The following is a 24,388-nucleotide window of genomic DNA, read 5'->3' as shown; positions in this document are numbered from 1 at the left end:
GCGATCGGCATAGCGAAGCGACTGATCCAGACACTCCCGCAACCGTGGATTGCTCAGTTCGTGCTGCGGCTTGCGCTGGCGCTGCCGTTCGGGAGATTGGGAATTCTGAAACTGAGAGCTCGCCCGACAGCCGGCGCCCCTATTGCATCGCGGATGCGCTTTCAAAACGTTGGGACGTTTTCCGTTGGGCAACATGAGAACTTCAGATCTCATACTTAGGCTAACTAAAAATCTGCTACCGATCGAGTCGAATTTTTCTTCGAAGCGGCTCAATCGCGCGCTTAGCGTTGGCATGTCCAGCAGCACGGCTTTGCTGGTGATACTTTACGGCATCCGCAGCGACATGCCTGAATTGTTACTGACGACGATGTTCTGGGTACGGCTCGCGTTTCCGGTCACGACGCTCATCGCTGCATTGAACCTCGCCGGACGTCTTGGACGGCCCGGCGCACCCGTCAAGCTGGCATGGTTAGCCGTCACACTACCCTTCATTGTCATGTTGCTCGTTGCCGCGTTCGTGGTGTTCGCGACCCCGCCAGGCTATCGCCTGCGACTGATGTTAGGCACAACCTGGAGAGTCACCACAGCTAATATTGTTCTGCTGTCTCTACCATCGCTTGCCGCAGTGATGCACGCCTTGAAGGGACTCGCTCCCACCCGCCTGATATTGGCAGGTACAGGCGCCGGACTGCTCGCCGGCGCGCAAGGTCTGCTCGTATATTCGCTTTATTGTTCAGAGATGTCGGTACCGTTCTGGGGTGTCTGGTACGTACTGGGCATCAGCATAACCGCCGGTATCGGTGCCCTGATCGGTCCGCTCTATTTGAGGTGGTAGCCAGGGAAGAGCACCAGGAGAAATCACGTCGCGGAAAAGCAGGTCTCCTGATCAATACAGGTCGTCTGTGTTGATTCGACGCTGAGTCAACAGTTGCAACCTACATGCGAAGGAAAAATCGTGAAAACTATTGGCAGTCTCAGGATAGGCGTTCGCCTTGGAATTGGATTTGGCGTGACGCTCGTTTTGCTATGTCTTGTAGGCGCGCTAGGCCTCGCCCAAACTTCCCGCATTTATGCCGGTACGCAAGACCTTGCAACCAGTCTGCTTCCCAGTGTCCAGCGTCTGGGCAATATACGGGCGCTGGCTGATGAGATGCGCCAGGCTTCCTTAAGCTATCTGATTGCATCCAGCTCGTCGGAACGTCAGTTTCAGCGGTCGAAACACGACGCCGCGCTAAATGAGTTATCGCGGGTGTGGCCACTTTACGAAGCGGTGGTCGGCTCTGCTGAAGAACTGCAATTGTCGAACCAGATCAAAGCAGCATGGAGCAGCTATCTCTCCCTGGACAAACAGCTGAACGAGCTTGCCGACAGTGGAGATGAGCACTTCAGCGACGCCCGGTCTTTCGCTGGGGGCGAGTCTTTACGCGCGTTCACGAAAGTCACTGACCTCATTGCGCAAGACATTGTCCTTAATAGCCAGGGAGCGGACGATTCCAGTACAGAGGCTGCGGCCGCCTTTCACAGCGCGTTGCTTTTAACGTGCGTGCTGATCGGAACAGCCGTCGCGTTGAGCCTGATTGTTGCGTTCATCATCACTCGCTCCATCACGGCCCCAATCCGTATGTCCGTGAAGATTGCCCAAACGGTAGCGCAAGGCGACCTCACCTCGAAAATCGAAGTACGCGGCAAGGACGAAACGAGTCAGCTACTGCGAGCGCTCAAACACATGAACGAGCGACTCGCGGAACTGGTTGGACAGGTACGAACTGGCAGCGAAACCATTGCCACGGGCGCTGCGCAGATCGCAGCAGGCAATACGGATTTGAGCCAACGCACGGAAGAACAGGCTGCGTCGATTGAGGAAACCGCAGCGAGCATGGAGCAGTTGACTTCCACCGTCAGGCAAAACACGGAAAGTGCCCGGCAAGGCAGCACGCTCGCGGCAAACGCGTCCGATATCGCGCAACGTGGCGGCAATGTTGTAGGACGTGTGATCGAGACCATGCATGCGATATCGGAAAGTTCGGCCAAGGTGAACGATATCATCGCCGTGATCGAAGGTATCGCTTTCCAAACCAATATTCTCGCGCTCAACGCGGCAGTCGAGGCGGCACGTGCGGGCGATCAGGGGCGCGGTTTTGCCGTTGTCGCGGCAGAAGTGCGGACCCTTGCGCAACGAAGCGCCAGCGCCGCGAAAGAGATTAAAGGACTCATCACGCACTCAGTCGACCGCGTAAAGGCCGGTTCAGATCTGGTGAACGAAGCCGGCATGACCATGGATGAGGTGGTCCAGGCGGTCAAGCGCGTCGCCGACCTGATGGAAGAGATTACGGCAGCCTCGCTCCAACAGCATACGGGTATCGAACAGGTCAACACGGCCGTTGCGCAGATGGACCAGGTGACGCAGCAAAACGCCGCATTGGTCGAGGAGGCCGCAGCCGCGGCGCAATCGATGTCGGCGCAATCCGGCAGGCTGCGCGAGGTCGTGTCAATTTTCAAGCTGGCAGTTGATCCTTCGAAGACAGCCCCTGCGAGGTCTCGAACCGTAGAGCGAAGTAAATCTGTCACCAAAAACGAAGTAAAGTCATCCACTTCCATTTTTGCGTATTTCGCACGACGGTTTCGGGACACGGATTAAGGGAAAGCTCCTGATCTATGAAGCGTGGGCCCCTGCCACGAGACCGCGAGCTACCGGTAGCATTCGTCCAAGGCAAAAGCTGCCTGCCATGCGATTGTCGCGTGCCTGAACGGGGGTGCAGCCGGACCCCGCTCCTTGATCTTCTCACACCTCGTGAGGAGTCTTGAAGGTGTGATCTCCTCTAGCTTCGACCGCCCGAACTCCGCTGCAAGATTCCGGTCGTAGACGGACTTCCTCATCGCGCGCGTCGATTCTGCGAGCGTGGCTTCCGCGAAGTATTTTTCCGCTCACGTCCCGAACGTCATCGCTTCGGCCGCTTCCACACGCTTTTCAACCTTGCTTCTCGACGGGCTGACGCCCTGCTCAACTTCCCGACGAGCACGTTCAAGGAGCAGCCTTGCTTCCGCAAGACGCACCGACAGGCCAAAGGAAAGTTCGTCGGCGGTCGGCTTGAGTGCCCGCGATTCGAGGTCCGTCAGCATGCAATACTCCGTGAACTGATACCGTGTTTGATACCGTCACGCGCCGTGACGGTATCAAAATTGATCGTCTGCAGAGAAAGATGCTATACCGTCGCCCGTGCCGTCGGCGACGCAGCGCTGCCGACGGACGGCAGCGGACCAAAATAGTCGATAAACCCCTGTTTTTTTGTGGGAAACCAGGGAATCGCCGGACCTCTGCAGACCACTGCAGAGTGATCCTGATTTATTCCCACTCAATCGTCGCCGGCGGCTTCCCCGAGATGTCATACACCACCCGGTTGATCCCGCGCACTTCGTTGATGATCCGGTTCGACACATGCCCCAGCAGTTCATGCGGCAGATGCGCCCAATGCGCGGTCATGAAGTCCAGCGTCTGCACGGCACGCAGCGCAACGACGTACTCGTAAGTTCGCCCGTCGCCCATCACGCCGACGCTCTTCACCGGCAGAAACACCGCGAACGCCTGGCTCGTCAGATCGTACCAGGACTTGCCGGTTTCCTTGTCGATGAAAGTACGCAGCGTCTCGATGAAAATCGCGTCCGCGCGGCGCAGCAGGTCCGCGAAATCGCGCTTCACTTCGCCGAGAATCCGCACGCCCAGGCCCGGGCCCGGGAACGGATGGCGATACACCATGGCCGGCGGCAAACCGAGCTTGACGCCGAGTTCGCGCACTTCGTCCTTGAACAGTTCGCGCAGCGGTTCGAGCAGCTTCAGATTCAGCGTCTCAGGCAGGCCGCCCACGTTGTGGTGGCTCTTGATGGTCTGCGCGCCCTTCTTGCCCTTGCCGGCCGATTCGATCACGTCCGGATAGATCGTGCCCTGAGCCAGCCACTTCGCATCGGTCAATCGTCCGGCTTCAGCCTGGAAGACCTCGACGAATTCCGCGCCGATGATCTTGCGCTTCGCCTCCGGATCGGTCACACCGGCCAGCTTGCGCAGGAACACATCGCTGGCGTCCACATGAATCACCTTCACGCCCAGGTGGTCGGCGAAGGTCGCCATCACCTGTTCGGCTTCGTTCAAACGCAACAGGCCGTGATCGACGAACACGCAGGTCAGCTGATCGCCGATCGCGCGATGCAGCAGCGCCGCGGCCACCGACGAATCCACGCCGCCCGACAGCCCCAGAATCACGTGCTCGTTGCCGACCTGCTCGCGAATTTTCGCGACGGCTTCGTCGATATAGTTGCCCATTTCCCAGTCGGGCCGCGCGCCGCAAATCTGCAGCACGAAGCGTTCGAGCATGGCGCGGCCCTGCACGGTGTGCGTGACTTCCGGATGCCACTGCAGGCCGTAGAAATGGCGCTTTTCGTCGGCCATGGCCGCAATCGGACACGATTCCGTCGATGCCATCAGCGCGAAGCCCGGCGGCATTTCCAGCACCTTGTCGCCGTGGCTCATCCACACCTTCAGCATGCCGTGACCTTCCGGCGTGGTGAAGTCGCTGATGCCTTCGAGCAGGCTCGTGTGATTGCGCGCGCGCACTTCGGCATAACCGAACTCACGCAGGTGGCCGATATCGACCTTGCCGCCCAGCTGCTCGGCCATGGCCTGCATGCCGTAGCAGATGCCGAGCACCGGCACGCCGAGTTCGAACACGGCTTGCGGCACGCGCGGCGTATCCGTTTCGGTGACCGAGCTCGGGCCGCCGGACAGGATCACGCCCTTCGGCGCGAAGTCGCGAATGAACGACGCATCGACGTCGTAGGGATGAATTTCCGAATACACGTTGGCTTCGCGAACGCGACGTGCAATCAGTTGGGTGACTTGCGAACCGAAGTCGAGGATCAGGATCTTGTCATGCATGGCAGCGGACGGAGTCAAAAGTGAGCGGATACGGAATGCCGCGCGCGATGCGCGGCGTTGAATTCAAAGCGGTCCACGTGGGAACGATCGAGCATGAAACGTAACGATGCAGCGGGTTGGCGCGGGCCGCGCCGCAGGTGCTCGCCCACGGCGCACGCAAACGAAATCCGGGTGCTTCGGCGGATTGCGTGGCGCGCGGCGCGTCAGCCATGAAACGGCGGCCGGGGCGCGCCAGGCGCGTCAGCGGCGCCATTGCGGGCTTCGTCGCGCGCGGCGGCGGCTTCAGCCCGCGCTGCGCGTTCGGAGGGCGTCAGACTGGCCTCGTCGACGACCGGATGAAGCGGTGCCCCTGCAACCGGACTCGTGGCACTGACAGGCCGCGTAACCGGCACGACAGGCTCCACGACCGGTTCGGCGTGATAGACCGGAAAGCCCGCGGTGACGCGGCCCGGCTCGCGCCGGTTGGCCGCGTCTTTCGCGGCGTCTTTGGCAGCCTGCTTTTCGGCGCGCTCGGCAGCGGCGGCTTCAGCGAGCCGCACTCTTTCACGCCGCCGCACCGCGCCCGCCAGACGCACGCCGCCCAGACCGATCACCAGCAGCACCACGCCCGTCAACACCGCGACGATCTGCCCGAAACCGGTCAGCGCCGGCGTATGCAGACCAAGCAGCCAGATCAGCATCAGCACGCCGGTCAACCAGTTCACGTGGCCGACCACCTTGGCGACGGTGGTGGTAAGCGCGCCGTCGATCGACGCGTGAAAGGCCAGCCATGCCAGCCCGACCAGCGCCACGCCAAACCCCTGGCCGACCAGAGCCGGCTGGGTTTGCACCAGAAGCAGCGCGTTGTACAGCGAAGTCCACGGCGTCAGCAGAAACAGCAGGCCGAACGCAAGCAGCAACAAGGCATCGAGGATGAGTACAGCGCGCAGCAATGGCTTCATTGGCGTTTAGTCCACGTGGTAGTTGGGCGCTTCCTTGGTGATTTGCACGTCATGCACATGCGACTCGCGCAGGCCCGCGCCCGTGATCTGCACGAACTCGGCCTTGTCGTTCATCTCGGTGATGGTGCGGCAGCCGCAGTAGCCCATGCTGGCGCGCACGCCGCCGATCAGCTGGAACAGAATCGCGTTGACCGAGCCCTTGTAGGCGACGCGGCCTTCGATACCTTCCGGCACCAGCTTGTCGATGTTCGCGGAGTTGTCCTGGAAGTAGCGGTCCGCGGCGCCGTCTTTCATCGCGCCGACCGAGCCCATGCCACGGTAAGACTTGTACTGGCGACCCTGATATAGGAACACGTCGCCCGGCGCTTCTTCGGTGCCGGCGAACATGCTGCCCATCATCACGGCATTCGCGCCGGCGGCCAGCGCCTTGCTGACGTCGCCCGAGAAGCGCACGCCGCCGTCGGCGATGACCGGCACGCCCGTGCCCTTCAGCGCCTCGGACACGTTGGAGATCGCGGTGACCTGCGGCACGCCCACGCCGGCGACGATCCGCGTCGTGCAGATCGAGCCTGGGCCGATACCGACCTTCACGCCGTCCGCGCCGTATTCGACGAGCGCCTTGGCGGCCGCCGCGGTAGCGATGTTGCCGCCGATCACTTCGACGTGCGGGAAGTTCTGCTTGACCCACTTGACGCGCTCGAGCACGCCCTGGCTGTGGCCGTGCGCGGTATCGACGACGATCACGTCGACGCCCGCCTGCACCAGCAGTTCGACGCGCTCTTCGTTATCCGCGCCGACGCCGACCGCCGCGCCCGCGCGCAGCTTGCCGTGTTCGTCTTTACACGCGTCCGGGTGTTCGGTCTGCTTGGTGATGTCCTTGACGGTCATCAGGCCGCGCAGTTCGAATGCGTCGTTGATGACCAGCACGCGCTCGAGGCGATGGCTGTGCATCAGCGCCTTGGCTTCGGCGAGCGGCGTGCCTTCCTTGACGGTGACGAGCCGTTCGCGCGGCGTCATGATGTTGCGCACCGGCTCGTCCAGACGCTCTTCGAAACGCAGGTCGCGGTTCGTCACGATACCGATGAGTTGCGCGCCTTCGACGACCGGGAAGCCCGAAATGCCATGCTGCTGCGACAATGCGATCACGTCGCGCACTTTCATTTGCGGCGGCACCGTGATCGGATCGCGCACCACGCCCGATTCGAAACGCTTGACCTTGGCCACTTCACGCGCCTGCTCGGCTGCGGTGAGATTCTTGTGGATGATGCCCACGCCACCCATTTGCGCCATCGCAATGGCGAGGCGTGCTTCGGTGACGGTGTCCATGGCGGCGGACACGAGCGGCATATTCAGGGAAATGTTGCGGGTCAGCCGGGTCTTGAGGCTGGTGTCGCGCGGCAGAACGTCGGAGAAAGCCGGGACGAGGAGCACGTCATCGAACGTGAGTGCTGTTTGGATCAGACGCATGGCAAATCCTATAGGCGCAAAAGCGAATTATACGCGATACCTCCCTGGTTTTCACTGCACGAACAGCAGCTTAGCGAATTCGGGCGATTTTTTTTCATGCAATCGGGCCCCTGGATTTCGCTTGGCTGTTCGCCTCGGGTTCGATCGGGTTTCGTTTGCGCGTTCGGGCGCAACGGGGCGCCGGCGGGCTCGAATTGCAGGATCGAACAAGACGCCCGGGCCGCCAACCGGCTATTCTGCCGACCAGTCCAGTTTTTTTGCAGGGGCAGTCGATGCAGCGCGGTGTGGCGTATGGAGTAATGGCCGGGGCCTTATGGGGCATGGTTTTTCTGGTGCCGCGCGTGCTGCCGGACTTTTCGCCGCTGCTTCTGAGCGCGGGCCGCTACACGATGTACGGCATCGTCTCCGTGGCGGCCGCACTGCCCATGGCGCGCTCGCTCGTCAAACGCCTGACCCGCGAGGATCTCGGCGCGCTGGTGAAGCTGGCCCTGGCCGGCAACCTCCTCTATTACCTGCTGCTGACGGCGGCCGTGCACCTGATCGGCATCGCGCCGGCGTCGCTGATCGTCGGCGTGCTGCCCGTCACGGTGACGCTGCTGGGCCGGCGCGATCACGGCGCCGTGCCGCTCGCGCGCCTCGCCTGGCCGCTCGCGATGGTGATGGCGGGCATCGCCTGCATCAACATCGATGTGTTTACGGTGGCGGACAGCACGCCGGTCAGCGTCATCACCAAGCTGATCGGGCTGGCCTGCGCGGTCGGCGCATTGGGATGCTGGACGTGGTTCGCGGTCGAAAACGCCCGCTATCTGCAGCGCCAGACGCATTTCAGCGGCAACGAGTGGTCAGTCTTGTGGGGCGTGGTGACGGGCGCGCTCGGCGCTGCGCTGTGGCTCGTCATCGCCGTGCTGCCGGCGGGCGGCCCGCATGGCGAACTGGCCGACGGACGCTGGCACACCTTCTGGATGCTCAATCTGGGGCTCGCGATCGGCGCATCGTGGCTCGGCAACGGGCTGTGGAATGCCGCATCGAAACGGCTGCCGCTGACGCTCTCGGGTCAGATGATCGTGTTCGAGACGCTTTTTGCGCTGCTTTACGCGTTCATTTACGACCAGCGATTGCCGCGCCCGCTCGAACTGGCGGCGATTCTGCTGCTGGTGGCCGGCGTGTGCTGGTCGGTGCGCCAGCATGCGGACGACGATACGTCCGGGGTTGCCGGGATCAAGGACAAGCCGCAGGCGTCGGCGCCTTGAGGCGCAGGGCGTCCTCGCCCGTCTCCGCCTACGCAAGATCCGCTTACCGCGAATCCTTGTTCTGCCAGCGACGCCCTTCGATCGAGCCCGCCTTGCGGGTCTTCTCGACGCGCCGCTGACGCGACACCTTGGGATCGACCAGCAGCGGCCGGTAAATCTCCACCCGGTCATGGTCGGCCAGCACCGCGTCGAGCGGCTTGAGCTTGCCGAACACGCCCACTTTCTGCGCGCCGAGATCGATCTGCGGGAACCGCCGCAAGATGCCGCTCGCCTCCAACGCCTGCTGCAGCGTGGCGCCTGCGGGCAACTCAACGGCAATCAATGCCTGCTCGCTCGGCGACGCGTAGCAGACTTCAATCGACAAGCGCCCGCTCATGCCTTACCGTAGCGCTGGTCGGCGCGCTTCACGAACGATTCGACAAAGGTATTGGCGATGTGATTGAACACCGGGCCAATGATTTTCTCGAGAATGATATTGGTGAATTCGTAGTGCAACGCGAATTCGATCTTGCAGGCATCGGCGCGCAATGGCGTAAAACGCCAGAAGCCCGTGAACTTGCGAAACGGGCCGTCCGCGAACTCCATATCAATGCGCGTGGGCCGCTCCATGCTGTTACGCGTGGCGAAATGCTGCTTGATGCCCTTGAAGTTGATATCGATCTTCGCCTCCATGCCGGTTTCGTCCCGGCGGCGGATTTCGACTCCCCCGCACCACGGCAGGAAGTTGGGGTAATCGTCGACGTCGGTGACGAGGTCGAACATCTGTTCCGCCGAATGGCGGATCAACACGGTTTTCTGGACATCTGCCATAAATTGAACAGCGCGTGGCAAGGGTGGACGAGCGCAGCGGGCTTTCCTTGCCCCGCTTTGCTAAAATCGTGATTTTAAACGAGTTGGGCACTTTCCATTCATGAGCATTATCGACAACAGAAAAGCCTTCTACGACTACTCGGTCGAAGAACGCTATGAAGCAGGGCTCGTGCTCGAAGGATGGGAGGTCAAGGCGCTGCGCGCCGGGCGCGGCCAGATCAAGGAAGGGTACGTCGTTATCAAGAATAACGAACTGTTCCTGATCGGCACGCACATCAGCCCGCTGCCCGAAGCCTCGACCCATATCAATCCCGATCCGGTGCGCACGCGCAAGCTGCTGTTGCACAGCGAAGAGATCAGCAAACTGATCGGCAAGGTCGAGCAGCGCGGCTACACGCTTGTGCCGCTGAATTTTCACTACAAGGGCGGCCGAGTCAAATGCGAGATCGGTCTTGCCAAGGGTAAGAAGCAGCACGACAAGCGCGAGACCGAGAAAAAGCGCGATTGGGAGCGTGAAAAGGCGCGGTTGATGCGCTCACCGACTTGATGGCAGGCGGTGTGCTGTTTTGCCGCGTTTCGTCCGCCAACATTCGCTGCGACTGGCTCGCGGGTGGCAAGGAAACGCGCCTCACAAGCGCTGAAAGGCAAATGGCCCGCATAGTCCGCGGGCCATTTCTTTTTGCAGGCCGGCAAACGCGCCGAGCAACGCTTTCTGTGCTTTCTGTGCTTTCTGTGCTTTCTGTGCTTTCTGTGCTTTCTGTGCTTTCTGTGCTTTCTGTGCTTTCTGTGCTTTCTGTGCTTTCTGTGCTTTCTGTGCTTTCTGTGCTTTCTGTGCTTTCGGTACAGCCTACGCAGTCACGCGCTCGACGCACACCGGCATGGTCAAGACATTCACGACATTGCGCCTGGCCCGTACACTCCCCGCTGCCGGCGCGTTGAGCGCAGCCAGCCTGTTCAACGCACTTCGGTCACGCCCTTCCCTTTATTCACGATCGTCAGCGCCGACGCGATCATCGAACTCATGTCCGCGAGATTGCCGGGCACAATCAACGTGGTGCCCTGCTTCGCCAGATTGCCGAACGCGTTCACATATTGCTCGGCTACCTTGAGGTTTACCGCTTCCATCCCGCCGTTCGATTGAATGGCCGCCGCGATCTTCTGAATCGCCTGCGAGTTGGCTTCGGCCACGGCCAGAATCGCCGACGCCTGACCTTGCGCCTGATTGATCGCCGCCTGCCGCTCGCCTTCGGACTTCTGGATCGCCGCTTCGCGCCCGCCGGACGCAATATTGATCTGCTCCTGCTTACGCCCTTCCGATGCCGCAATCAGCGCGCGCTTCTCGCGCTCGGCGGTGATTTGCGCCTGCATCGCGTGGAGAATTTCCTTGGGCGGCGTCAGATCCTTGATTTCGTAGCGCAGCACCTTCACGCCCCAGTTCGTCGCAGCTTGATCGAGCGACGACACGATGCTGTGGTTGATGAAGTCGCGTTCCTCGAAAGTCTTGTCGAGTTCGAGCTTGCCGATCACCGAGCGCAGCGTGGTTTGCGACAGCTGCGTGATCGCGAATACAAAGTTGCTCGACCCGTAGGACGCCTTCATGGGATCGGTGACCTGAAAATACAGCACGCCATCCACCTGCAACTGCGTGTTGTCGCGCGTGATACAGACCTGGCTCGGCACTTCCAGCGGAATTTCCTTGAGGATGTGCTTATAAGCGATCCGGTCGACGAACGGAAACGCGAAGCTCAAGCCCGGCGTCAGCGTGCGGTGATAGCGGCCGAGCCGCTCCAGCACCCACGCATGCTGCTGCGGCACGATCTTGATAGTCTGCGCCGCCAGTACGATCACGATGATCAGAAGCACCGCCCCGACAATGGTCGAATCCATTACTGCCCTCCGGTCCGTAGTTCGAATAGTTGTGTGTGATGCGTATGACGCGTTGGTGCTCAGGCCGTGGTGGCCCGGCTGTTTGAATGACGCGCCGCCACGACGACGAGGCAACTGCCGCGCAACTCCGTGATTTCGTAGAGCGGCGCGTCTTCCGGCTCGCCCGCGGCCAGTTCGACGTCCCATGCCGCGCCGCGATAATCGACGCGTGCCCGCCGTGCGTGCCACGCCGGCACGGCGAGCGTTTGACCGATGTCGAGATTGACGTCCGGGTTGCGCGACGCCTCCTTGCGCGTTCTGCGGCCGAACCGCGAACGCCTGAGCAGCAGCACCGCCGCCAGCGCCACCACGGCCGCGACCGCGAACTGCACGTCGGCTGCGGCGCCTGCAAGGTGCGCAATCGCGGCCGCGACGCAGCCCAATGCGATCATCAGCAGATAGAAGGTGCCGCTGAGCAACTCCAGCACGACCAGCACACCCGCCCCGATCCACCAGAACAATCCACCTGGCGCCACGTCGACCTCCACAAAGCAAAACACCCCGGATCTACCGGGGTGTTTATAGCACGAAGCGAGCGCGTTCAACGGGCGATACAGCACGGTTTCACGTGCATTCGACGCGCGCTTGACCTACCGCATTGCACGTTATGCATGCCGCTTAGGAAGCGGCATGCCGTTCGCCTTACTGCTTTGCCGACTTGGCCAGTTGCTGCCACGTCTCGACGATCGTGTCAGGGTTCAGCGAGATCGACTTGATGCCTTCATCGGTTAGCCACTGCGCAAAGTCCGGATGATCCGACGGGCCCTGGCCGCAAATACCGACGTACTTGTCCAGGCGCAGACACGTGTCGATTGCGCGCTTCAACAGGAACTTGACTGCCGGATCGCGTTCATCGAAATCCACCGCCAGCAGTTCCATGCCGGAGTCGCGGTCGAGGCCGAGCGTGAGCTGCGTCAGGTCGTTCGAACCGATCGAGAAGCCGTCGAAGAATTGCAGGAATTCTTCGGCCAGAATCGCGTTCGACGGCACTTCGCACATCATGATCAGGCGCAGGCCATTCTCGCCGCGCTTCAGGCCGTACTTGCCCAGCAGCCCGACCACGCGCTCCGCCTGCTTCAGCGTACGCACGAACGGCACCATGATCTCGACGTTGTCGAGGCCCATTTCTTCGCGCACCTTCTTCAGCGCGATGCATTCCATCTGGAACGCTTCGGCGAAGTCGTCCGCGATATAGCGCGATGCGCCGCGGAAACCCAGCATCGGGTTTTCTTCGTCCGGCTCGTAGCGCGAACCGCCGATCAGCTTCTTGTACTCGTTCGACTTGAAGTCCGACAGACGCACGATCACGGGCTTCGGATAGAACGCCGCCGCGATCGTGGCGATACCTTCGGTCAGCTTGTCGACGTAGAACGCGCGCGGCGAGGCGTGACCGCGAGCAACGCTTTCCACGGCCTTCTTCAGGTCCTGATCGATATTCGGGTACTCGAGAATCGCCTTCGGGTGAACGCCGATGTTGTTGTTGATGATGAACTCGAGACGCGCGAGACCCACGCCTGCGTTCGGCAATTGCGAGAAGTCGAAAGCCAGTTGCGGATTGCCCACGTTCATCATGATCTTCACCGGAATCGGCGGCAGTTCGCCGCGCTGGACTTCGGTGATTTCGGTTTCGAGCAGGCCGTCGTAGATTCTGCCTTCGTCGCCTTCCGCGCACGATACGGTGACGAGCGCGCCTTCCTTCAGCACGTCGGTCGCGTCGCCGCAGCCGACCACCGCCGGCACGCCCAGCTCACGCGCGATGATCGCCGCGTGGCAGGTGCGGCCGCCACGGTTCGTGACAATTGCCGAAGCACGCTTCATGACCGGCTCCCAGTTCGGGTCGGTCATGTCGGCGACCAGCACGTCGCCCGGCTGCACACGGTCCATTTCCGACGGATCGTGAATCACGCGCACCGGACCGGCGCCGATCTTCTGGCCGATCGCGCGGCCGGTGGCCAGCACGTTCGATTGGCCCTTCAGCTTGAAGCGCTGCTCGGCCTTGCCCGCCGCCTGGCTCTTCACCGTTTCCGGGCGCGCCTGCAGAATGAAGATCTTGCCGTCGCGGCCGTCCTTGCCCCACTCGATGTCCATCGGACGCTCGTAGTGCTTTTCGATAATGACGGCGTATTTGGCCAGTTCGATCACGTCTTCGTCCGTGATCGAGAAGCGGTTGCGCTGCTCGTGCGCCACGTCGACGGTCTTCACGCGGCCTTCTTCGCCCGCCTTGGTGAATTCCATCTTGATCAGCTTCGAGCCGATCGAGCGGCGGATGATCGGGTACTTGCCTTGCGCAAGCGTGGTCTTGTAGACGTAGAACTCGTCCGGATTCACCGCGCCTTGCACCACGGTTTCGCCGAGGCCATAGCTCGACGTAATGAAGACAGCGTCCTTGAAGCCCGATTCGGTGTCCAGCGTAAACATCACGCCGGCTGCGCCGACGTCCGAGCGCACCATGCGCTGCACACCCGCCGACAACGCGACTTCAGCGTGAGTGAAGCCCTTGTGGACGCGATAGGAGATAGCACGGTCGTTGTACAGCGATGCGAACACGTGCTTCATGCGGTCGAGCACCTCTTCGATGCCGACTACGTTGAGGTAGCTTTCCTGCTGACCCGCAAACGATGCGTCCGGCAAGTCTTCCGCCGTGGCCGACGAACGCACGGCGAACGACAGCTCTTCAGGCGAGCTGTTTTGCAGGGTGTCGAAGCCCGCGCGGATATCCGCCTCGAGTTGCGGCTGGAACGGCGCGTCGACGATCCATTGACGGATCTCCTTGCCCGCTTCCGCGAGCGACTTCACGTCGTCGACGTCGAGCGTTTCGAGACGTTTGGCGATGCGTTCGGTCAGATTGTTGTGATGCAGGAAGTCGCGGAAAGCCAGCGCCGTGGTGGCGAAACCGGTCGGCACATGCACGCCTGCTTCAGCGAGCTGACTGATCATCTCGCCAAGCGACGCGTTCTTGCCACCGACGATTTCCACGTCGGTCATCCGCAACTGCTCGAACGGAACTACATACGCCTTATCCTTTGCGACGGTAACTGCGTTAGTCATACAAGCCCCTAAGTGTGAAAGAAATTCACGGCTGTGCAAGTGGGCTCGAACGCGAGACGCCCATTGGGAGCGTAACCTCGCGTCTTGCACAACCTGTTGGAGAAGCAATCGCTTGTTGCAAAATGCCCCAGCGCGGCTTGCGCCCGATATGCGACGAAGCACGCGAATGGACGATTTTACCGATCGATCACTTGCGTTGACTGCCGCATGGCGACCAGAAATACCGACCAAAAGCGAGGTGTTGAACGACCGTTCGCGGTAAGTTAGCCGCCAATCGCCCGCAATTGCTTATCCAACAGGTTGCCGCTATTCTACCGTGCCGACTCTCGAAATGTGACAGTCGGACGAGAATTGCGCCTCGAATCGCGCCCCGGACCGGCCAGCGGGCTTTTGCGAGGCCCCGGCGCCATCCGGGCGCAATTGCGGTGCCCACGGCGCGCTGGTCGGACGCTGCTGCAATCTCCGGTTAGCCACCGGGCAGCGCCGTCCGCACAGCGATGTTTCTTTCGAGCGCTTTTTTTCGCTCACGTTCCCCAGCCCCACTGATGCCGCCCACCGTATTCATCGTCTCCGACGGTACCGGGATCACTGCCGAAACCTTCGCGCATTCGATCCTCTCCCAGTTCGACCAGAAATTCCGCCTGGTTCGCGTGCCCTTTGTCGACTCGACCGAGAAGGCCTACGCCACGCTCGAAAAGATCAACGAAGCGATCGTGCAGGACGGCCGCCGTCCGATCGTCTTCACCACGCTGGTGGACAGCGCGTCGAATCAGATCGTCAAAGGCTCGAATGCGCTGGTGCTGGACATGTTTCAGACCTTCGTCGAGCCGCTCGAACAGGAACTGGAACTGAAGTCGAGCCACGCGATGGGCCGCGGCCACCAGAACGCCGACACCGAGGAGTACAAGAACCGGATCGAGGCGATCAACTTTTCACTCGCTCACGACGACGGTCAATCGAACCGTAATCTCGCGGACGCCGACGTGATTCTGGTCGGCGTGTCGCGCAGCGGCAAGACCCCGACGAGCCTCTATCTGGCCATGCAGTATGGCGTGAAGGCGGCCAACTATCCGTTGATTCCGGAAGATTTCGAACGCGGCAAATTGCCGACGCCGTTGCTGGCGCATCGGCAGAAGATGTTCGGTTTGTCGATCGATCCGCAGCGGCTTTCGGAGATTCGCAATGAGCGCCGGCCTGGCAGCAAATACGCCGCGCCGGAGAATTGCCGTTATGAGATCAACGAAGCCGAAGCGATGATGCGGCGTGAAGGGATCAAGTGGTTGTCGTCGACGCACAAATCGATCGAAGAGATCGCGACGACGATCCTGCAGGAAATCAAGCTGGATAGGCCTTCTTATTGAGCCTGTGCGCATGGGTCGCGCAAGCCCGGCGGCCTTGAACATGGACGCGCGCGCGAACATGCGTGTTGTCGAGCCACGGCATAGGCACAATCAGCGCCCCGCGGCCTGAAACAGCCTCGAGCGCGGACGAACGCGGGAGCGCAGGTCTGCTGCTTTAGCTACGGCCGCGCTGCTGGCGGCACTGCTCGAACACGCACACGGCCGCCGCGGCCGCCACATTCAGCGACTCCATGCCGCCCGGCTGGGGAATCGTCACCCGCAACGAAACCTTGTCGCGCCAGATTTGCGAGACGCCCGCGCCTTCGTTGCCGAACACCCACGCGAGCGGTCCGCTCAGGTCGCAATCGTAGATCGCCTCGGCGCCGTGCGAATCTGTAATCACGATCGGCAGCGCGAGGCGCTCGATCAGCGTTTGCGCTTCCACGTCCTCGTGAATCTGCAGCAGGAAATGCGCGCCCATGCCCGAACGCAAGACTTTCGACGACCAAGCGTACGCCGTGCCCGGCGCGCAGAACACCTGCTGAATGCCGGCGGCGGCCGCGCTGCGCAGAATCGAGCCGACGTTGCCCGCGTCCTGTACGCCGTCGAGCACGAGGCAGGTTTGCGCGACCGTGTCGGGCAGCGGCGTATCGAGCTTTTCAACCAGCAGCAGAATGCCCACACCGTGCACGACATTCGACAACTGCCCGAACAATGCGTCCGGCAGCGTCACGACACGATGGTCTTCGATGCGCGAAACGATCGCCTGCGCTTCGTCGTGGCGCAGCGCGCCGTCGGTGACGATGCACATTTCCGGTTGCCCGGCGACGTCGAGATAGGCGCTCGCGAGATGAAACCCTTCGAGCAACGCGTGGCCGCTCTTGCGCTGTTGATGCGTCGAGCCGGCCAGTGCCTTCAGGCGCTTGTAGAGCGGATTGTCCCGCGAGGTGATGGCTTTCACAGGCAGCGAAGAAGACAGTGAGAATGAGGAAAGAGTGGGGCGCACGCAGCGCTCATGAGGCGCTCGTGCGAAGCTCAGGCGGCGCTGCCGCGTTCGCCGAAGGCGTCGTCGTCGAACATCACTTCGGACACGATGATCACTTCACCCGCCGGCAGCGGCACGCCCGTGCCAAGACGCAGATGCGCCTCACGCACCGGTGCGAATGAACGCCGATGATGCTCGCAAGGCCCATGCTCGCGCAGCGCCTTGAGATGCTGTGGCGTGCCGTAACCGGCATGCGCGTTGAAGCCGTAGACGGGATGCGTCTGGTGCAATTCGAGCAGCATCCGGTCGCGCGTCACCTTGGCGAGAATCGACGCCGCCGAAATGCTTTTGACGAGCGCGTCGCCGCCGATCACGGCTTCACTACGCACGCTCAGCGTGGGACAGCGATTGCCGTCGATCTTCACGAGCGTCGGCACGACCGACAGGCCCTCCACGGCGCGCTTCATGGCGAGCATGGTGGCATGCAGGATATTCAGCGAATCGATTTCTTCGACGGTTGCCGACGCAATGCAGTAAGCGAGCGCCCGGTCGACGATCTTGTCGTACAGTTCGTCGCGCTTTTTCGCGGTCAATACTTTGGAGTCGTCGAGGCCGCGAATCATCGGCTTCGACGGGTCGAAAATCACCGCCGCGGCCACGACCGGGCCGGCCAATGGGCCGCGCCCTGCTTCGTCGACGCCGCAGACGATGTCATCCGGCGTCTCGAAGTTCAGGCCGACCTGCTGCGCCGCCGCTCCGGCGACGGTTTTACGGCGAGGCGCGCGTGACAGGGTCACGGCCGCCCCTTCCGCTTTTCGATGACGCTCGCCACGACTTCCGCCGCACGCTGCGCGGTGTTCTGCTTCAGCACGTGATGCATCTCCGTGAAGATTTCCGTCAGCGTGCGCCGGTTGGTCTCGTCGCGCAACTGTTTCAGCGTGGCTTCGGCCAGCGCCTGCGGCGTGGCGAAGTGCTGCAGGATCTCCGGCACCACGAAGCGCCCCGCCAGGATGTTCGGCAGCCCGACATACGGCAGATAGCCCTGGCGGCGCATGATCTGGCCGGTCAGCCAGGGCACCTTGTACGAGATCACCATCGGCTTTTTCAGCAGCGCGGCTTCGAGCGTCACGGTGCCGCTCTTCACGAGGATCGCGTCGGCCGCGGTCATGGCGAGTTGCGCCTGGCCGTCGGTAATCGTCAGCGCGAGGCCGGGATGCGAATCGACCAGCGGCCGCAGCATTTCGCGCAGCGCCGGCGTGGCCGCCGGCATCACGAAGCGCAGACTCGGCTCCTGATGCTGCATCATCTCCATCGCGGCGAAAAACGTCGGGCCGATCAGATCGATCTCCGAGCGCCGGCTGCCCGGCAGCACCGCGATGATCGGACCGTCTTCCGCAAGACCCAGTGCCCGGCGTGCGCCCAGCGTGTCCGGCACGAGCGGAATTTCGTCAGCGAGCGGATGGCCCACGTACGATGCCGCGACGCCCGCTTTTTCCAGCAGCGCCGTTTCGAACGGGAACACGCACAGCATGTGGTCGACCGCCTTGGCGATCTTCTTGATGCGGCCGCCGCGCCACGCCCAGATGGACGGACACACGAAGTGAACGGTTGGGATCCCGGCCTCGCGCAACGGATGCTCGAGCCCAAAATTGAAATCCGGCGCATCCACGCCGACGAACACCGACGGCGGCTCTGCCAGCAACTGCCGCTTCAGTTCGTTGCGAATGCCGAGAATGCCGGGAATATGCTTCAGCGCCTCGACATAGCCGCGCACCGAGAGCTTTTCCATCGGAAAGTGGGCGTCGAAGCCGGTGGCGATCATGCGCGGGCCGCCGATCCCGTAGTACTGGGTGCCGGCGGGCAGACGGCTCGTGAGGCCGTCGAGCAGCGAGGCCGCCAGCAGGTCGCCGGACGGCTCGCCGGCCACCATCGCGACGCGCAATGGACTGGGTTGCAATGCCATCGGTTAGCGGATGATGCCGCGTTGCGACGCTTCGACGAACGCGAGCAGCGTCTGCACCGGCGCATCGCCATCGCCGCCCGCGGTCGCGAGTTCGCGCAACTGCACCTTCGCTTCTTCGAGCGACAGGCCGTTCTTGTACAGCACGCGATATGCCGCGCGCAGCGCCGAAATCGCGTCCGGCGAGAAACCGCGGCGGCGCAGGCCTTCGACGTTGATGCCGTGCGGCTCGGCCTTGTTACCGGCGGCGATCACGAACGGCGGAATGTCCTGCACCAGCGCCGAAGCGCCGCCCAGCATGGAGTGCGCACCAATGCGCACGAACTGATGCACGCCCGACATGCCGCCGACGATCGCGTGGTCGCCGATCGTGACGTGTCCGGCCATCTGCGCGTTGCTCGACAGAATGACGTTGCTGCCGACGTGGCAATCGTGCCCGATGTGCACGTACGCCATGATCCAGTTGTCGTCGCCGAGCGTGGTGACGCCCGCGTCCTGCATCGTGCCGGTGTGGATCGTGGTGAATTCGCGGATCGTGTTGCGGTTGCCGACCACGAGCCGGGTCGGCTCGTCCTTGTATTTCATGTCCTGCGGACGGCCGCCGACCGATGCGTAGTGGCCGATCCGGTTATCTTCGCCGAGGGTGGTGTGACCTTCGATCACGCTGTGCGAACCGACCGTGGTCCGTGCGCCGATCGTCACATGTGCGCCGATCACGGCATACGGTCCGACTTCGACAGATTCGTCGAGTTGTGCGCCCGGTTCGACGATCGCAGTGGGATGAATCCTGCTCATGCGTCCTCGCTTCTGATTCTGTTGCGTTGTCTGGATGGGCATCTGGCGGGAGGCCGGCGCGCGCATGACGCCGCCGACCGCCCGGACGCTGGCTTAAGCGCCTCGCGCCTAAGTGCGTTTAAGCGTCTTTGTCCGTGTGCCGCACCGCGCACATCAGGTCGGCTTCCGCCGCGACCACGCCATCCACTTCGGCGCGCGCCTTGAACTTCCAGATGCCGCGCATGTGACGCTCGAACGTGCAGTTCAGGATCAGCTGATCGCCCGGTTCCACCACGCGCTTGAAGCGCGCGTTGTCGATGCCGACGAACAGATACAGCGTGTTCGACGGGTCGCTCGGCTCTTCCGAAAACGTCAGCAGAGCCGCCGTTTGCGCGAGTGCTTCGAGAATCAGCACGCCCGGCATCACCGGACGCGTCGGGAAGTGGCCCTGAAAATACGGTTCGTTGATCGACACGTTCTTCAACGCTTTGATGCACTTGTGCGGCTCGAGTTCGAGCACCCGGTCGACCAGCAGGATCGGGTAACGATGCGGCAGCAGCGTGAGAATCTTATGAATGTCGAGATTGATTTTTTCGGTGCTCATGGTGTTTCTGCTCACGCATTGACTGCGCGGTGATGACTGCGGATGCTGGTGCAGGTGGATTGGTAAAGCGTGCTGCCGGCGCTCGCCGTGACCCGGCGGCCGCGCCACCCGGTCACGGCAACCGACTTTGCTTCCTGTTGCTTGCCCGCCATTTTACGCGGTGCCGGCAGGTTGCCCGGCGAAATGCTGAGTCTGCTGAGTCAATTGCCCTGCGAGTTGCCCTGAGGTTCAGGCTTTGCTGCCCGCGGAACTGCTTGCTGAGCCGCCCTGCTTCTCAGCCGCGCCGTTTTCAAGCGCCTTGATACGATCGCGGAGTTTGTCGATATTGCGCAGCAACGCCGCGCTCTTGTTCCAGTCTGCATGGTTCACGGCCGGGAAGGCACTGGTGTACATACCAGGCTTGAGCAGCGACTTCGAGACGCCCGACTTGGCGGTGACGATCACATAGTCGGCCAGCGTGACGTGCCCGGCAATTCCGACCGCGCCGCCGATCATGCAATGGCGGCCGATCGTCGTGCTGCCCGCAATGCCCGCGCAGCCGGCAATCACCGTATAAGCGCCGACCTTGCAGTTGTGACCGATCTGCACCAGGTTGTCGATCTTCACGCACTCTTCGATGATCGTGTCCGCCATCGCGCCACGGTCGATAGTGGTGTTCGCGCCGATTTCGACGTCGGCCGCGATCGACACGCCGCCGACCTGCGGAATCTTCACCCAGCTGCCGGTACGCGCCTCACCCTCGCCGACGAAATCAGGCGCGAAGCCGAAACCGTCCGAGCCGATCACCGCGCCCGCGTGCACGATCACGCGCTCGGCGAGCTTGCAACCGTGGTACACCGCGACATTGGGATAAAGATGCGAGCCCGCGCCGATGCGCGTGCCACGGCCGATCACGACATTGGCGTCGAGCCGCACGTTCTCGCCGATCACCGCACCCGCTTCCACCGTGACGTGCGGGCCGATCACCGCGCTCGCGGCGATCTGCGCCGACGGGTCGATGGTCGCGCTCGGATGCACGCCGGGTGCAGCCTTGGGCGCAGCGAGGTCGATGAAAGTTTGCGCGACGCGCGCGAAGTAAGCGTACGGATTCGGCGTGACGATGAAGTTACGATTCTCGCGGGAAGCGAGCTTGGCGAGGTCGTCGGCGTTAATCAACACCGCGCCCGCACGGGTCGTTTCGACCTGCGACAGGTACTTCGGATTGGCGAGGAACGCCAGCTGGTCCGGGCCTGCCTGGTCGAGCGGCGCGAGACTGCCGACGCGCTGCGAACCGTCTCCGACTACTTCACCGCCGAACCGCTGGACGATGTCCTCGAGCGTAAATGCCATGCCTATCCTGTCTCCTGGTATTCGGTCCGACTTGTCAGATCCGCTGCCGGGGCCGTTCAGCCCGGCAGCCACGCTCAGTTGCCCGACGCCGCCAGAGCCTTGAGCACCTGATCGGTGATATCGATGCGCGGACTCACGTACACCGCTTCCTGGACGATCAGATCGTAATGCTGCGCTTCGGCGATCTGTTTGATCACCTTGTTGGCGCGGTCGAGCACAGCCGCCAGTTCTTCGTTGCGGCGCTGGTTCAGATCCTCACGAAACTCGCGTTGCTTGCGCTGGAAGTCCGTGTCCAGTTGCGACAGATCGCGCTGCTTCTGCGCGCGGTCGGCGGGCGACATGGACGCGCCGCTCTTGTCGAGCGAATCGGACATCGACTTCAGCTTCTGCGCCATGTCGGCCAGGTCCTTGTCACGCTTGGCGAACTCGGCCTCGAGTTTGACCTGCGCGGCCTTCGCGGCAGCGGATTCGCGCAGGATGCGGTCGGAATTCACCGCCGCGATCCTGGCCTCCTGCCCATGCGCGACCCCGACACCCAGGGTCATTGCCAGCGCCAGCGCGCACGCCACACGTTTCGAAAACATACCGGTTAGCAAAGTCATCCTCTCGATACTGTAGTTTGGCCGGGCCGGCCGCCGGGCGCCTTCCGCCGCCGGATCAGAATGCCGTCCCGATCTGGAACTGGAATTTCTGATACTGGTCGCCGGTGTGCTTCGTGAGCGGGAAGCCCAGGCTGAGCTTGAGCGGGCCGATCGGCGAGATCCACGCCAGACCGACACCGTAGCCGTAACGCAGGCCGTTGGCGCCGATACTGTTGCCTTCCGTACCCCACACGTTACCGGCGTCGAGGAACGTGAAGACGCGCAACGTGCGGTCGTAGCCCGTGCCCGGCAGCGGGAACGTCAATTCGATGTTACCCACCAGCAGCTTCGAGCCGCCGATCGGGTCGTTCGTCTTGGCGTCGCGCGGACCCAGCGAGCTCGGCTCGTAGCCCCGCACCGAACCAATACCGCCCGCATAGTAGTTCTTGAAAATCGGATAAGGCTTGCCGCCGAGGCCGTTACCGTAACCGCCCTGGAAGTTGAAGCCCAGCACGAACCCGCGCGAGAACGAATAATAGTACTGCGCGTTGATGTCGGCCTTGTAGTACTGCGTGCCGCCGATCGGCGTACCGTATTCGGCGTTTGCCTGCGTGAAGTAGCCGCGGCTCGGCACCAGCGCGCTGTCACGCGCGTCGCGCGACCAGCCCACGGTGATCGGCACGTTGTTCGACACGCGGCCGAATTCATGCACGTAGTCGATGTAGCTCTGCGGCGTGTTCGCGTCGATATCCAGCTGGTTCTGCTCGAGGCCGGCACCGAAGTACACCGTGTCGACTTCCGAGAACGGAATACCGAACTTCAGGTCGCCACCGATCGTGACGATCTTGAAGCTCGAATCCGTGGAGTAGTACAGCGGCTGGTACGTACGGTAATAGACGTCGGTAATGCGCTTGATGCCGTCGACCGTGAAGTACGGGTCGACCTGCGTGACCGTCAACGTACGGTACGTCTTGGCGGTATTGATGTTCACCGAGAGACTCGTGCCCGAGCCGAACACGTTGTCTTGCGACACGCCGGCCGAGAGCACCACCTTGTCGGTCGACGAGAAGCCCGCACCCAGCGTGATCGCGCCGGTCGGTTTTTCGGCCACCTTGACGTCCACATCGACCTGGTCCGGCGTGCCTTCCACGGGCACCGTGGTCACGTCGACATCGGTAAAGTAGCCGAGACGGTTGATCCGGTCTTTCGACAGCGCGAGGCGGTTCGAATCGAACCACGAGCTTTCGAGCTGGCGCATTTCGCGGCGCACCACTTCGTCACGCGTACGCGTATTGCCGACCACGTTGATGCGGCGCACGTAGACGCGGCGGCTCGGGTCCACCTGCAGCGTCAGGTCGACCTTATGGTTGGCCTGATCGATCTGCGGCTGCGCGTTGACCGTGGCGAACGCATAGCCGTATTCGCCGAGCTTGTCGACGATAGCCTTGGTGGTGGCCTGCAGCTTTTCAGCCGAGAAGCGGTCGCCCGGTTTGATCTTGATGAGCTTGGCCAGCTCCGGCTCGCGATCGAGCAGATTGCCCGCCAGCTTGATATTCGAAATCGTGTACGGCTCGCCTTCGTGCAGCGTGACCGTCAGATACATGTCCTTCTTGTCGGGCGTGATCGACACCTGGGTCGACTCGATGTTGAACTCGAGATAGCCGCGATTCAGATAATACGAGCGAACGTTTTCGAGGTCGCCGGTCAGCTTGTCTTTCGCGTACAGGTCGTTCTTCGTGTACCACGAGAACCAGTTCGGCGTGGACAACTGCATTTCGTCGCGCAGCGTACCCGTGCTGAACGCCTTGTTGCCGATGAAGTTGATCTGGCGGATCTTCGCGCTCGGACCTTCGGCCACCGAGAACAGCACCGACACGCGATTGCGGTCGATCGGCGTGATCGTGGTGGTGACTTCAGCGGCGTAGTAGCCGCGCGTCAGATACTGACGCTTCAGTTCCTGCTCGGCCTTGTCGACCAACGCCTTGTCGTAATAACGGCCTTGCGACAAACCCACGGCGCGCAGCGCCTTGGTCAGGTTTTCCTTGTCGAACTCATGAATGCCGGCGAAGTCGATCGTGCCGATGGCCGGACGTTCCAGCACCTGCACGATGACGACGTTGCCTTCGGTCGCGATCTTGACGTCGTTGAAGAAGCCCGTGGCATACAGAGCGCGGATGGCTTCCGATGCCTTGTCGTCGCTGAAGGTGTCGCCTTGCTTGATAGGCAGGTAGGCAAACACGGTACCAGGTTCGACGCGTTGCAATCCCTCGATCCGGATGTCTTGCACCACGAAGGGCGTCGTTGCGTGAGCAACCAGCCCATGCGCGGCGAACGCCGCGGCTATAACCGTCTTTGGAACAAAGCGATGAGGTTTAAACAACGTGCTTCCCCAGTGTGTATAGCTGCATCAGGTCGGGCGGTCGCCATCGTGAACGCCGCCGAACAC

21 protein-coding genes and 1 pseudogene are annotated in these 24,388 nt (G+C 62.1%); 5 read left to right on the top strand and 17 right to left on the bottom strand.

What is annotated here, in order from left to right:
* Positions 1 to 193: 193 nt before the first annotated feature.
* Positions 194 to 835 carry a DUF1109 domain-containing protein gene (locus B0G73_RS08455; protein WP_106279799.1) on the top strand — a complete coding sequence of 214 codons (642 nt, stop codon included), beginning with the start codon at positions 194 to 196 and terminating at the stop codon, positions 833 to 835.
* Positions 836 to 955: 120 nt separating this feature from the next.
* Complete coding sequence (locus B0G73_RS08450; protein ID WP_106279672.1) at positions 956 to 2,638, top strand: methyl-accepting chemotaxis protein; 1,683 nt, start codon at positions 956 to 958, stop codon at positions 2,636 to 2,638.
* A gap of 83 nt (positions 2,639 to 2,721) precedes the next feature.
* On the opposite strand, the pseudogene B0G73_RS08445 reads toward B0G73_RS08450, so the two are convergent.
* The 4 genes and pseudogenes from B0G73_RS08445 to guaB form a co-directional block, all read right to left on the bottom strand.
* Positions 2,722 to 3,081: pseudogene (locus B0G73_RS08445) on the bottom strand (site-specific integrase); the annotation flags it as partial.
* 262 nt (positions 3,082 to 3,343) lie between these two features.
* Complete coding sequence (gene guaA, locus B0G73_RS08440; RefSeq protein WP_106279670.1) at positions 3,344 to 4,927, bottom strand: glutamine-hydrolyzing GMP synthase; 1,584 nt, start codon at positions 4,925 to 4,927, stop codon at positions 3,344 to 3,346.
* A gap of 203 nt (positions 4,928 to 5,130) precedes the next feature.
* A complete protein-coding gene (locus B0G73_RS08430; protein ID WP_106279666.1) occupies positions 5,131 to 5,868 on the bottom strand; it encodes a hypothetical protein in 738 nt (245 codons plus the stop codon).
* A gap of 6 nt (positions 5,869 to 5,874) precedes the next feature.
* A complete protein-coding gene (guaB, locus tag B0G73_RS08425) occupies positions 5,875 to 7,335 on the bottom strand; it encodes an IMP dehydrogenase (RefSeq protein ID WP_106279664.1) in 1,461 nt (486 codons plus the stop codon).
* Between the two features lie 272 nt (positions 7,336 to 7,607).
* Here guaB and B0G73_RS08420 point away from each other — a divergent pair, with 272 nt between their 5' ends.
* Positions 7,608 to 8,585 (top strand): DMT family transporter, encoded by a 978-nt coding sequence (locus tag B0G73_RS08420; RefSeq protein WP_106279662.1) that lies wholly within the window; start codon positions 7,608 to 7,610, stop codon positions 8,583 to 8,585.
* Between the two features lie 43 nt (positions 8,586 to 8,628).
* Here B0G73_RS08420 and B0G73_RS08415 read toward each other — a convergent pair whose 3' ends face one another.
* Entirely contained in the window at positions 8,629 to 8,961 is a 333-nt protein-coding gene (locus tag B0G73_RS08415) for an RnfH family protein (protein ID WP_106279660.1), read from the bottom strand.
* A complete protein-coding gene (locus B0G73_RS08410; protein ID WP_106279658.1) occupies positions 8,958 to 9,395 on the bottom strand; it encodes a type II toxin-antitoxin system RatA family toxin in 438 nt (145 codons plus the stop codon). Before B0G73_RS08410 ends, B0G73_RS08415 begins: the two co-directional genes overlap by 4 nt.
* A gap of 100 nt (positions 9,396 to 9,495) precedes the next feature.
* Here B0G73_RS08410 and smpB point away from each other — a divergent pair, with 100 nt between their 5' ends.
* Positions 9,496 to 9,942: an SsrA-binding protein SmpB gene (smpB, locus tag B0G73_RS08400; protein WP_012433428.1), complete on the top strand. Its 447-nt coding sequence runs from the start codon at positions 9,496 to 9,498 to the stop codon at positions 9,940 to 9,942.
* Positions 9,943 to 10,349: 407 nt separating this feature from the next.
* Here smpB and B0G73_RS08390 read toward each other — a convergent pair whose 3' ends face one another.
* From B0G73_RS08390 to ppsA, 3 genes are all read right to left on the bottom strand, one after another.
* Positions 10,350 to 11,282 carry an SPFH domain-containing protein gene (locus B0G73_RS08390; RefSeq protein WP_106279656.1) on the bottom strand — a complete coding sequence of 311 codons (933 nt, stop codon included), beginning with the start codon at positions 11,280 to 11,282 and terminating at the stop codon, positions 10,350 to 10,352.
* Positions 11,283 to 11,341: 59 nt separating this feature from the next.
* Positions 11,342 to 11,797, bottom strand: a complete 456-nt coding sequence (locus B0G73_RS08385; RefSeq protein ID WP_106279654.1) for an NfeD family protein — start codon at positions 11,795 to 11,797, stop codon at positions 11,342 to 11,344.
* Between the two features lie 166 nt (positions 11,798 to 11,963).
* Entirely contained in the window at positions 11,964 to 14,369 is a 2,406-nt protein-coding gene (ppsA, locus tag B0G73_RS08380; RefSeq protein WP_106279652.1) for a phosphoenolpyruvate synthase, read from the bottom strand.
* 545 nt (positions 14,370 to 14,914) lie between these two features.
* On the opposite strand from ppsA, the gene B0G73_RS08375 reads away from it, so the two are divergent.
* Positions 14,915 to 15,730, top strand: coding sequence for a pyruvate, water dikinase regulatory protein (locus tag B0G73_RS08375; RefSeq protein ID WP_012433432.1), 816 nt, complete (start codon positions 14,915 to 14,917; stop codon positions 15,728 to 15,730).
* A gap of 154 nt (positions 15,731 to 15,884) precedes the next feature.
* Here B0G73_RS08375 and B0G73_RS08370 read toward each other — a convergent pair whose 3' ends face one another.
* From B0G73_RS08370 to bamA, 8 genes are all read right to left on the bottom strand, one after another.
* Positions 15,885 to 16,670: an RNA methyltransferase gene (locus B0G73_RS08370; protein ID WP_106279650.1), complete on the bottom strand. Its 786-nt coding sequence runs from the start codon at positions 16,668 to 16,670 to the stop codon at positions 15,885 to 15,887.
* Between the two features lie 74 nt (positions 16,671 to 16,744).
* Entirely contained in the window at positions 16,745 to 17,491 is a 747-nt protein-coding gene (gene rnhB / locus B0G73_RS08365) for a ribonuclease HII (protein WP_106279649.1), read from the bottom strand.
* Positions 17,488 to 18,657, bottom strand: coding sequence for a lipid-A-disaccharide synthase (lpxB, locus tag B0G73_RS08360; RefSeq protein WP_106279647.1), 1,170 nt, complete (start codon positions 18,655 to 18,657; stop codon positions 17,488 to 17,490). The genes rnhB and lpxB overlap by 4 nt, the downstream gene beginning before the upstream one ends.
* Positions 18,658 to 18,660: 3 nt before the next feature.
* Entirely contained in the window at positions 18,661 to 19,449 is a 789-nt protein-coding gene (gene lpxA, locus B0G73_RS08355; RefSeq protein WP_106279797.1) for an acyl-ACP--UDP-N-acetylglucosamine O-acyltransferase, read from the bottom strand.
* A 118-nt stretch (positions 19,450 to 19,567) separates the two neighbouring features.
* Positions 19,568 to 20,032, bottom strand: coding sequence for a 3-hydroxyacyl-ACP dehydratase FabZ (fabZ, locus tag B0G73_RS08350; RefSeq protein ID WP_012433437.1), 465 nt, complete (start codon positions 20,030 to 20,032; stop codon positions 19,568 to 19,570).
* A 228-nt stretch (positions 20,033 to 20,260) separates the two neighbouring features.
* Positions 20,261 to 21,361 (bottom strand): UDP-3-O-(3-hydroxymyristoyl)glucosamine N-acyltransferase, encoded by a 1,101-nt coding sequence (gene lpxD, locus B0G73_RS08345; protein WP_106279645.1) that lies wholly within the window; start codon positions 21,359 to 21,361, stop codon positions 20,261 to 20,263.
* A 74-nt stretch (positions 21,362 to 21,435) separates the two neighbouring features.
* Positions 21,436 to 21,957 (bottom strand): OmpH family outer membrane protein, encoded by a 522-nt coding sequence (locus B0G73_RS08340; protein WP_181196514.1) that lies wholly within the window; start codon positions 21,955 to 21,957, stop codon positions 21,436 to 21,438.
* Positions 21,958 to 22,018: 61 nt separating this feature from the next.
* Positions 22,019 to 24,322, bottom strand: coding sequence for an outer membrane protein assembly factor BamA (gene bamA, locus B0G73_RS08335; protein WP_106279641.1), 2,304 nt, complete (start codon positions 24,320 to 24,322; stop codon positions 22,019 to 22,021).
* Positions 24,323 to 24,388 lie beyond the last annotated feature (66 nt).

It is taken from the genome of Paraburkholderia sp. BL25I1N1 (assembly GCF_003002025.1).
In the GTDB taxonomy this organism is placed as follows: domain Bacteria; phylum Pseudomonadota; class Gammaproteobacteria; order Burkholderiales; family Burkholderiaceae; genus Paraburkholderia.
The sequence above is the reverse complement of the archived record's forward strand: the minus strand, read 5'-3'. Positions and strand labels throughout refer to the sequence as shown.

Coding starts and splice junctions, on each gene's coding strand:
- B0G73_RS08455 (WP_106279799.1), top strand. CDS start 194: ATGAGAACTTCAGATCTCATACTTAGGCTAACTAAAAATCTGCTACCG.
- guaA (WP_106279670.1), bottom strand. CDS start 4,927: ATGCATGACAAGATCCTGATCCTCGACTTCGGTTCGCAAGTCACCCAA.
- B0G73_RS08430 (WP_106279666.1), bottom strand. CDS start 5,868: ATGAAGCCATTGCTGCGCGCTGTACTCATCCTCGATGCCTTGTTGCTG.
- guaB (WP_106279664.1), bottom strand. CDS start 7,335: ATGCGTCTGATCCAAACAGCACTCACGTTCGATGACGTGCTCCTCGTC.
- B0G73_RS08420 (WP_106279662.1), top strand. CDS start 7,608: ATGCAGCGCGGTGTGGCGTATGGAGTAATGGCCGGGGCCTTATGGGGC.
- B0G73_RS08415 (WP_106279660.1), bottom strand. CDS start 8,961: ATGAGCGGGCGCTTGTCGATTGAAGTCTGCTACGCGTCGCCGAGCGAG.
- B0G73_RS08410 (WP_106279658.1), bottom strand. CDS start 9,395: ATGGCAGATGTCCAGAAAACCGTGTTGATCCGCCATTCGGCGGAACAG.
- smpB (WP_012433428.1), top strand. CDS start 9,496: ATGAGCATTATCGACAACAGAAAAGCCTTCTACGACTACTCGGTCGAA.
- B0G73_RS08390 (WP_106279656.1), bottom strand. CDS start 11,282: ATGGATTCGACCATTGTCGGGGCGGTGCTTCTGATCATCGTGATCGTA.
- ppsA (WP_106279652.1), bottom strand. CDS start 14,369: ATGACTAACGCAGTTACCGTCGCAAAGGATAAGGCGTATGTAGTTCCG.
- B0G73_RS08375 (WP_012433432.1), top strand. CDS start 14,915: ATGCCGCCCACCGTATTCATCGTCTCCGACGGTACCGGGATCACTGCC.
- lpxB (WP_106279647.1), bottom strand. CDS start 18,657: ATGGCATTGCAACCCAGTCCATTGCGCGTCGCGATGGTGGCCGGCGAG.
- lpxA (WP_106279797.1), bottom strand. CDS start 19,449: ATGAGCAGGATTCATCCCACTGCGATCGTCGAACCGGGCGCACAACTC.
- fabZ (WP_012433437.1), bottom strand. CDS start 20,032: ATGAGCACCGAAAAAATCAATCTCGACATTCATAAGATTCTCACGCTG.
- lpxD (WP_106279645.1), bottom strand. CDS start 21,361: ATGGCATTTACGCTCGAGGACATCGTCCAGCGGTTCGGCGGTGAAGTA.